An 8,512-nucleotide genomic window follows, 5' to 3' on the forward strand; every position below is an offset into this window, starting at 1 on the left:
ACCAAGGGAAGGCGGGCCGGCTCTTCGGGGGCGATTGGGGGGGTGGGGGGTCTTTGGGGGGCTTGGGCCCGGGCCGCTCTCGGCGATATCCTCGGCCTCCGGCGCTGGATCGCCGATCCGGGTCCGGGGCGCTCGCTGTCGCTCCGGCCCACAATTCCACCTTTTCCAGGAGAAACCCATGCGTACCCGCCTGCTTTCGACCTCTGTGCTGTTCACGATGCTCTTCTCGCTGGTGCTCTTCGCCTGCGGACCGGTGACCGCCGCCGATACGCCGCCGAAGCCGCCGGCCACCGAGGAGGAGAAGACCCTCTACGCCCTCGGCCTGATGCTGTCGAGAAACCTCCAGGCGTTCGAGCTCACCCCGGCCGAGCTGGGCTTCGTGATGCAGGGCATCAGCGACGGCGCCTCCGGCAAGGAGACCGTGGTCAAGATGGAGGAGTACGCCCCGAAGGTGCAGGCGCTCGGCCAGGCGAAGTCCGACAAGCGTGCCGCGGCCGAGAAGGCCAAGAGCCAGGAGTTCCTCGCGGCCGAAGCTGCCAAGCCGGGCGTCGTCAAGTCCGAGTCCGGGATGCTCTACGTCGAAACCCTCGCCGGCGCCGGCGCCTCGCCGGTTCCGACCGACAAGGTGAAGGTCCACTACCGCGGCACGCTCGTCGACGGCACCGAGTTCGACAGCTCCATCTCCCGCGGTCAGCCGGCGGAGTTCCCGCTGAACGGCGTGATCAAGTGCTGGACGGAGGGCCTGCAGAAGATGAAGGTCGGCGGCAAGGCGAAGCTCGTCTGCCCCTCCGATCTCGCCTACGGCGACCGCGGCCGCCCGTCGATCCCCCCCGGCGCCACCCTCGTCTTCGAGGTGGAGCTGCTCGAGATCCTGAAGTAAGGACGGTAGCGACGATGACCGAGTCGATGAAGACGCTGCGCAGCCATCTCTGCGGGCAGTGGTTCGAGGCCGGCCGCGACTTTCAGACCCTCCTCAATCCGTCCACGGAAGAGCCGCTGGCACGCGCCTCTTCGACCGGCGCCGATCTCGCGGGCGCCCTCTCCTGGGCCCGCGAGCGCGGCGGCCCCGCGCTGCGCGCGCTCACCTTCGCGCAGCGTGGGGAGATCCTCAAAGCGCTGGGCAAGGCCCTGCGTGAGCATCGCGCGGAGCTCCTCGCGCTCTCTTCGGCGAACAACGGCAGCACCGCCACCGACGGCGCCTTCGATATCGACGGCGCCGGCGGCGCGCTCGCCTTCTACGGCGGTCTCGGCATCACGCTCGGCGCGCGCACGGTCCTCGCCGACGGTGAAGGCGGCGCGCTCGCCCGATCCGAGAATTTCTGGGCCGCCCACGCCCTCGTCCCGCGCCAGGGCGTCGCCATCCACATCAATGCTTTCAACTTTCCCGCCTGGGGTTTCGCCGAGAAGTTCGCCTGCTCGTTCCTCGCCGGCATGCCGACGATCACCAAGCCGGCGACCGCGACGGCGCTGGTGACCGAGCGCATGATCGAGATCGCGGTCGAAACCGGCCTGCTGCCCGAGGGCGCGCTGCAACTCATCGTCGGCTCGACCGGCGACCTGCTCGACAGGCTGGGCCCGCAGGACGTCGTCGCCTTCACCGGCTCCGCCGCGACCGCGCTCACCCTGCGCACCCGGCCGGCGATCGTCGAGGCGGGACTGCGCTTCAACGTCGAGGCCGACAGCCTGAACGCCGCGGTGCTCGCTCCCGACGCCCAGCCGGGCTCGCCGACGTTCGAACGCTTCATCCAGGACGTGGCGCGCGAGATCACCCAGAAGGCCGGTCAGAAGTGCACCGCCGTGCGCCGGATTCTCGCTCCCCGCGAAGTCGAGGAGCAGGTCGTCGAAGCGCTGGTCGCGAGACTCGCCACCGTCGTGACCGGCGACCCTTCCGACCCGCAGGTGACCATGGGGCCGCTCGCCCACGGCGGCCAGCTGCGCGACGCCCTCGACGGCATCGCCGAGCTGCTCGCGACCTCCGAGCTCCTGCACGGCAGCGGCGGACGCGCCGTGGGTGTCGGCGCACCGGCCGGCAAGGGCTACTTCGTGGCGCCGACGCTCCTGCGTTCGCAGCACCCGCTCGAAAAGACACCGGTACACTGGCGGGAGGTCTTTGCCCCCGTCTCGACCGTCCTGCCCTACTCCGGCACGGCCGAGGAAGCGGCCACCATCGTCGCGCTGGGCGGCGGAACGCTGGTGAGCTCGCTCTACACGGACGATGCGGAGTGGGCCGGCGACTATCTGGCTCGCGGCGGCGCCCACCAGGGCCGCATCTACATCGGCTCTTCCGCCTCGGAGGGTTTCGGCTCGGGGGCGGCGTTGCCGCAGTCGCTGCACGGCGGACCCGGACGCGCCGGCGGAGGTGAAGAGCTCGGCGGCCTCGCCGGTCTCCGCATCTACCAGCAGCGGGTCGCCTTGCAGGGCACCCGAACGCTCGTCGATGCCCTTCTCGCCTAGGCCGGTGGCCTAGGGCTCCTTCTTCTCTTCCGGCGGCACTCGCGCGAGCAGCGCGGGCCGGTCGGCGAGGATCCAGGCGGCGGTTGCGAAGGCGGCGGTCGCCTGCGCCATGTCGGCCGGCACGAGCTTGTCGGCGGTGTCGTTCGCGGTGTGGTGGTAGTCGAAGTACGTCGTGGCGTCGTGCGAAAGGTCGACCATCGGCACGCCGAGCGGACGGAGCGGCGAGATATCGGCGCCTCCCGACGCCGGCGTCGCGGGATCGTGCTCGATCCCGAGAGGCGCGAGGGCTGCCGCGAGCTCCCCTGCCAACGCCGCATCCTGCGCCGCGAACGCCGTGCGCAGACGGTAGACGCGCCCGGTGCCGAGGTCGGACTCGAGCGCCGCCTGGTGCAGGGGCACCTCCGCCGCGTGCTCGACGGCGTAGGTCTTGCCGCCCGAGAGTCCGAACTCCTCGTTGGCGTAGAGAACGATCCGGATCGTCCGGCGCGGCCGGGAGGCCAGCTTCGAGATCAGCCGGGCCGCCTCGATGACGTTGCCGATGCCGGCGGCATCGTCGAGCGCCCCGGTCCCCAGGTCCCAGGAGTCCAAGTGTCCGGAGAGGATCACCACCTCCTCCGGCCGCTCGCGCCCGCGCAGCTCCCCGATGACGTTCGCCGACTCGACCTCCGGCAGCATGCGGCTCGTGAGGCGCAGGCGGAAACGCACCGGCCGGCCGCTCGCCACCGCCTGTTCCAGGAGGTCGGCGTCCGGCATCGAAAGCGCCGCTGCGGGGATCTTCGTCACCCCCTCCTCGTAGCCCATCGAGCCGGTGTGCGGCAGGCGGTTGGAATCGGTGCCGACCGAGCGGATGAGAACCGCCACGGCCCCGAGCTTCGCCGCCGCCATGGCGCCCCCCCAGCGGATCGCCACGGTCTTGCCGTAGCCCGAGCCGTCGTGGCTGCGCTGCATGCGCTCACCCAGATAGACGATCCGGCCTTTGACCGACTCCGGCGCCAGCGCCGCGAGCGACTCCAGATTCTCGGTGGCCACCACCTCGGCTTCGATCCCGGACTCGGGCGTGCCGATGCTGCCGCCCAGCGCCGCGAGGCTCGAGGCGTGGGGAAAGGGCGAGAGAATCTCCCCTTCGGCCGTGCCTCGTTCCCACCGCGGCACCCTCACCGCTTCGGTGCGCACGCCCTCGAACCCCAACGCAGTGAGCGTCCGGACGCCCCACTCGACGCCGCGCGCGAGACCCGGGGACCCGGCGAAACGGGGCCCGGCCTCCCCCGAGAGCGAGCGCGCGAGCTCCGCGGCACCGCCGCCGGCGAGCGCGGCACGCTGGAGCTCCACGACCTCCGGGGCGAGCTGCGGCTTGCGGCTCTTCCTGCCGCTCTCCGCAGCGCCGGCAGAGACGGCGGTGGCGAGCGCAACCTGCAGCAGCGCGGCCGCACAGAACAGTCCGGCGCCGCGACGGAACGTCGAAGGCAAAGTGCTCGATCTCATCGGTTTCCTCGCTGCGGATGTCGCCCGGAGGGGTCCAGACAGCGGGAATCTTAGCAACCGCTGCGGCTGGGCCGGGGGAAGCCGCCGCCGGCCGCGCCTCACACAGTCGGGAACAACTCGCGCAGCACCTTCTCCCGGTGGGCGAAGATCGTGCGGACGTCGCGCTCGACGAGGAGCTTGTGAACCAGGACCCCACCCAGGACGGCGTAGCGCACCCGGTCGTGGACCAGCGTGCCGCCGTCCTGCTCGGTGAAGGTGTGGGTGTGGTGCCAGAGCCGGTAGGGACCGCGGCGCTGCTCGTCGACGAATCGCAGCGGCGGCTCCCAGGCGGTGATCTCGGTCCGCCAGCGCAAGGGGACATGGTGAACGCGCAGACGGTAGTCGATGAGAGCGCCGACGCGCATCGGGATCGGCCGCGGTGTCAGGATCTCGAAGCCGAGCCAGGGCGGCGTCAGGCGCTCGAGGTTGCCGGCGTCCGCAAAGAACCCGAAAACCTCGGCGCGCGGCCGCGCCAGCCAGGTTTCGCAAGTGTGTTCGAAGATTCTCAAGGAAAGTCCTCCACCCTTCCCTACGCTCACTTTCGGGCTACGGCTTTCGGACTGATAGAATCCCTTTTCCGGGCCGCAGCGCGATCGCGACCGGTTCCCCGAGACCTTCGAGATGACCACCATCGCGGCAGAAGCCGCCCGCCGCCGGACGTTCGCCATCATCAGTCATCCCGACGCCGGGAAGACGACGCTCACCGAGAAGCTCCTGCTCTACGGCGGCGCGATCCAGCTCGCCGGCGCCGTCAAGGCGCGCGGTGACGCCCGGCGGGCACGTTCCGACTGGATGAAAGTCGAGCAGGAGCGCGGGATTTCGGTCGCCTCGTCGGTGATGACCTTCGACTACGCCGGCTGCACTTTCAACCTGCTCGACACCCCGGGTCACCAGGACTTCTCCGAGGACACCTACCGCACCCTTACCGCGGTCGACTCGGCCGTCATGGTGATCGACGCCGCGAAGGGGATCGAGACCCAGACCCGCAAACTCTTCGAGGTCTGCAGGCTCAGGAACGTCCCGATCATCACCTTCGTCAACAAGATGGACCGCGACGGCCGCGACCCGTTCGAGCTCATGGACGAAATCGAGCGCGACCTGCAGCTCCATGTGACGCCGGCGAACTGGCCGATCGGCATGGGCAAGGATTTCCACGGCTGCTACGACCTGCTGAAGGACGAGCTCATCCTGTTCGATCGCGGCAAGGGCTCGAAGCTCTCGGCGGGACTCGCCTTCCACGGCCTGGAGGACCCCGAGCTCGAAAGCCACCTGCCGCGCGGCATGGTCGAGAGACTGCGCGAGGAGGCCCATCTCGCCTTCTCGCTGTCGCCTCCGTTCGAGGTCGAGACCTACCGCGAAGGGCACCTGACGCCGGTCTTCTTCGGCTCCGCGGTGCACAACTTCGGCGTCCTCGAGCTCCTCCAGGGCCTCGCGAGCTTCGCGCCCTCTCCGCGCCCCGCCCCGACCACGACTCGCCTGGTGCAGCCGACCGAGGAGAAGGTCACCGGCTTCGTGTTCAAGATCCAGGCGAACATGGATCCCAAGCACCGCGACCGGATCGCCTTCGTGCGGCTGTGCTCGGGGCGCTTCGAGCGCGGCATGCGCCTGACTCACGTCCGGTCTAGCAAGCAGATCACCGTGCACAGTCCGGTGCTCTTCCTGGCGCGGGATCGCGAGATCGCCGAGGAGGCCTTCCCGGGCGACATCCTCGGCATCCCCAATCACGGCGTGCTGCGGATCGGCGACACTCTGACCGAGGGCGAGCCGCTGCGCTTCGTCGGCATCCCGTCGTTCGCACCCGAGCTGCTGCAGAAGGTGCGGGCGACCGATCCGCTGCGCGCCAAACACCTCGGGAAGGCCCTCACCCACTTAGCCGAAGAGGGCGCTGCGCAAGTCTTCCGGACCCGCCTCGGCGGCGACTGGATCGTCGGCGTCGCCGGAGCGCTGCAGTTCGACGTTCTCGCCGACCGGATCCGCAGCGAGTACGAGCTCCCGGTCGCCTTCCAGCCGACCTCGCTCTTCACCGCCCGCTGGCTGGAGGCCGACGACGACCGCGACCTCAAGGCTTTCCTCGACTCCCAGGAGGCGGCGGTCGCGGACGACGTCCACGGCCTGCCCGTCTTCCTCGCCGCCAACGCCTACCGTTTGAAAGTCGCCCAGGAAGACTGGCCGAAGATCCGCTTCCTGAAGACCCGCGAACAGGTCGTCTAGGCGCGTCTGCCGCGCTCAGGGCGCCGTTGCCGACCAGTAGAAGAGATTGCCGCTGTCGAACCCGTCGGAAAACAGCGAGCCGTAGAGCACGGTGACGGCACCGACGGAGCTCAATCCCGCCTCGGAGCGCCAGGGGATGCCCATCGCGAGGTCGTCGTAGCCGTCGCCGTCGAAATCTCCGCTGGCGAGCGCGCCGCCCGCCTGCGCGCCGTTCTGCGCATCGGAGGGAACTCCACCGAGGCCCGGTGAGAGGAATCGATAACGGTCGTAGAGGCCGCCCAGGCCGCCGCTGAGGATCGTGACGCCGCCGCGCCAGGTCCCGCCGGCGTTCTCCCCCGGCTGGCTCACCGCGAGATCCGCCCATCCGTCGCGGTCGAAGTCGCCAGCCGCGAGAGCGAAGCCGAATTGGTCGAGGGCGCCGTCCGCCGTCGAGGTGCCGAAGATCGAGCCTTGCGTAAAGTGCTCGAAGCGCGTCGGATCGAACCAGGAAAAGAGATCGCCGTAGAGAACGTCGATCTTCCCCGTCCGGTTCGCGCTGCCCAGACTTTCCTGTGGCGAACCGACCGCCAGGTCGTCGATGCTGTCGCCATCGAAGTCGCCGACCGCCAGCGTGGCGCCGAACCCGTCTCCGGACTCGTTGGGTCCGCCGCCGATGTCCGACTGCTGCCAGATGGCGTTGTCGGTGAGCACCAGCCCGCTCGGACTGCTCATCACGACCTGAATTGCACCACTGCCTTCCTCCCCGGGTACGCCGATCGCGAGATCCTCGCGAAAGTCGTCGTTGAAATCGCCGATCGCCAGCGCATAGCCGAACTTGTCGCCCTCCTGGATTACATCGTGGACGCCTGCGACGTCCTGGTGGATCCGAACGCCGAAGACCGGCATCACGCCGCCGAAGTGCCCATAGACCACGTTGACGACTCCGGCGTCGAAGCTGCCGTTGTAGTGAACGGTGGAATACGGCGCACCGATCGCGAGATCACCCCAGCCGTCGGCATCGAAGTCGCCGGCCGCGAGCGCTGCGCCGAAGCGGTCATACTCGCGATTGCACCAGTCCATCCCCGGCAGCGACTGATGCAGCCAGTGCTCGCCGGCGGTCTGGATCCCGCCGGGCAGACCGTAGTGAATCTGGACGCTGCCCGCCGGCTTCGGTCCCCCGCCGTAGCAGTCTGGCGGATTGGGCACCCGGTCGAACGGGATCCCAACCGCCAGATCGTCGTAGCCGTCGCCGTTGAAATCACCGACCGCCAGGGCGTAGCCGAAGCGCTCCTCCGACTCGGGCGGGCTCTGGCTGCCGCTCGCGAACTGCGAAAGCACGGTGTCGGCGGGCGTGGTGGCGAGCCCGGTTCGCGCCACGCCGAAGCGCACGATGACCGAACCGACGTCGGTGAGGCCGGCGCCCACGAGCCCGTCGTCGTAGGGCATGCCAGTCGCGAGATCCTCGGCGCCGTCGCCGTTGAAATCTCCGGCCGCGACCGACCAGCCGAGTCGATCCTCGCTCTCGGGAACGAAGAAGAACAGATTCTCGTTGCCGAAACTCTGTCCGCGCACCGACGAGAGACCGACGCCGGCGATCTGTGCCGGCGCCTCGGAAGCCGCTGCTATCACCAGGAACAGGCACAGCCAGAGCTGCCACTCGACTTCGGAACGGGACTTTCGCGGGCTCATATCTCACTCCGCGGAAAGCGGCCCGGACAGGGATCATCGCCCCGGCCGCTGCGCATAGAATCAGCGCCAGGATGAGCCCCGAGCGACCGGAGGCGGCGGACGTGACCGTCCTTCTTCAGGCCTGGCGGGCGGGCGACGCCGCGGCGGGCGAAGCCCTTCTCGCCCGTATCTATGAGGAGCTCAAGCGCATCGCCGCGTCGCAGCTCCGGCGGGAGCGCCCCGACCACACGCTGCAGACGACAGCCCTCGTCCACGAGGCGTTCCTCCGCCTGGTCGACCAGCGCGGCGTCGACTGGCGCGACCGCACCCACTTCTTCGGGCTCGCCGCGAGCATGATGCGCCGGGTCCTGATCGATCACGTGCGCGCCCGGCGGGCGCAGAAGCGCAGCGCCCCGGACGATCCACCGCCCGTGGCCGACGAGTCCGCAATCCGCGACGTCGAGCTCCTCGATCTCGATCGCGCCCTGTCGGCGCTCGCGGAGACCCATCCGCGGCAGGCGCGTGTGGTCGAGATGCGCTACTTCGCCGACCTCGACGTCGACGAGGTGGCGCACTGCCTGAACGTCTCGGCGCCGACGATCAAACGCGACTGGCAGTTCGCGCGCGCCTGGCTGAACGCCGAGCTCCAGGACCGACGAACGCTGCCTTGAACGATTCC

7 protein-coding genes are annotated in these 8,512 nt (G+C 69.5%); 4 read left to right on the forward strand and 3 right to left on the reverse strand.

From position 1 onward, the window contains the following. Nucleotides 1-178: 178 nt before the first annotated feature. Together KBI44_20330 and KBI44_20335 are read left to right on the forward strand one after the other, a co-directional pair. Entirely contained in the window at nucleotides 179-880 is a 702-nt protein-coding gene (locus tag KBI44_20330) for an FKBP-type peptidyl-prolyl cis-trans isomerase (protein ID MBP9146829.1), read from the forward strand. A gap of 26 nt (nucleotides 881-906) precedes the next feature. Beyond that, nucleotides 907-2,454, forward strand: a complete 1,548-nt coding sequence (locus tag KBI44_20335; GenBank protein ID MBP9146830.1) for a 3,4-dehydroadipyl-CoA semialdehyde dehydrogenase — start codon at nucleotides 907-909, stop codon at nucleotides 2,452-2,454. Nucleotides 2,455-2,463: 9 nt separating this feature from the next. Here KBI44_20335 and KBI44_20340 read toward each other — a convergent pair whose 3' ends face one another. Further along, a complete protein-coding gene (locus KBI44_20340) occupies nucleotides 2,464-3,936 on the reverse strand; it encodes a M28 family peptidase (protein ID MBP9146831.1) in 1,473 nt (490 codons plus the stop codon). Between the two features lie 98 nt (nucleotides 3,937-4,034). Further along, on the reverse strand, nucleotides 4,035-4,607 hold the full coding sequence (locus KBI44_20345) for an SRPBCC family protein (protein ID MBP9146832.1): 573 nt from the start codon (nucleotides 4,605-4,607) through the stop codon (nucleotides 4,035-4,037). Here KBI44_20345 and KBI44_20350 point away from each other — a divergent pair. After that, the gene (locus KBI44_20350; protein MBP9146833.1) at nucleotides 4,597-6,186 is read left to right on the forward strand and encodes a peptide chain release factor 3; all 1,590 of its coding nucleotides are present in this window, start codon (nucleotides 4,597-4,599) and stop codon (nucleotides 6,184-6,186) included. The genes KBI44_20345 and KBI44_20350 overlap by 11 nt on opposite strands. 15 nt (nucleotides 6,187-6,201) lie before the next feature. On the opposite strand, the gene KBI44_20355 is transcribed toward KBI44_20350, so the two are convergent. After that, nucleotides 6,202-7,854 (reverse strand): FG-GAP repeat protein, encoded by a 1,653-nt coding sequence (locus KBI44_20355; protein ID MBP9146834.1) that lies wholly within the window; start codon nucleotides 7,852-7,854, stop codon nucleotides 6,202-6,204. A gap of 71 nt (nucleotides 7,855-7,925) precedes the next feature. Between KBI44_20355 and KBI44_20360 the strand changes: the two genes are divergently transcribed. Beyond that, the gene (locus KBI44_20360) at nucleotides 7,926-8,504 is read left to right on the forward strand and encodes a sigma-70 family RNA polymerase sigma factor (protein MBP9146835.1); all 579 of its coding nucleotides are present in this window, start codon (nucleotides 7,926-7,928) and stop codon (nucleotides 8,502-8,504) included. Nucleotides 8,505-8,512 lie beyond the last annotated feature (8 nt).

The organism is Thermoanaerobaculia bacterium (assembly GCA_018057705.1).
In the GTDB taxonomy this organism is placed as follows: domain Bacteria; phylum Acidobacteriota; class Thermoanaerobaculia; order Multivoradales; family JAGPDF01; genus JAGPDF01.

Excerpts from the sequence above, each read along its gene's own strand:
- KBI44_20330 (MBP9146829.1), top strand. The coding sequence starts at position 179 with ATGCGTACCCGCCTGCTTTCGACCTCTGTGCTGTTCACGATGCTCTTC.
- KBI44_20335 (MBP9146830.1), top strand. The coding sequence starts at position 907 with ATGAAGACGCTGCGCAGCCATCTCTGCGGGCAGTGGTTCGAGGCCGGC.
- KBI44_20340 (MBP9146831.1), bottom strand. The coding sequence starts at position 3,936 with ATGAGATCGAGCACTTTGCCTTCGACGTTCCGTCGCGGCGCCGGACTG.
- KBI44_20350 (MBP9146833.1), top strand. The coding sequence starts at position 4,597 with ATGACCACCATCGCGGCAGAAGCCGCCCGCCGCCGGACGTTCGCCATC.
- KBI44_20345 (MBP9146832.1), bottom strand. The coding sequence starts at position 4,607 with ATGGTGGTCATCTCGAAGGTCTCGGGGAACCGGTCGCGATCGCGCTGC.
- KBI44_20355 (MBP9146834.1), bottom strand. The coding sequence starts at position 7,854 with ATGAGCCCGCGAAAGTCCCGTTCCGAAGTCGAGTGGCAGCTCTGGCTG.
- KBI44_20360 (MBP9146835.1), top strand. The coding sequence starts at position 7,926 with ATGAGCCCCGAGCGACCGGAGGCGGCGGACGTGACCGTCCTTCTTCAG.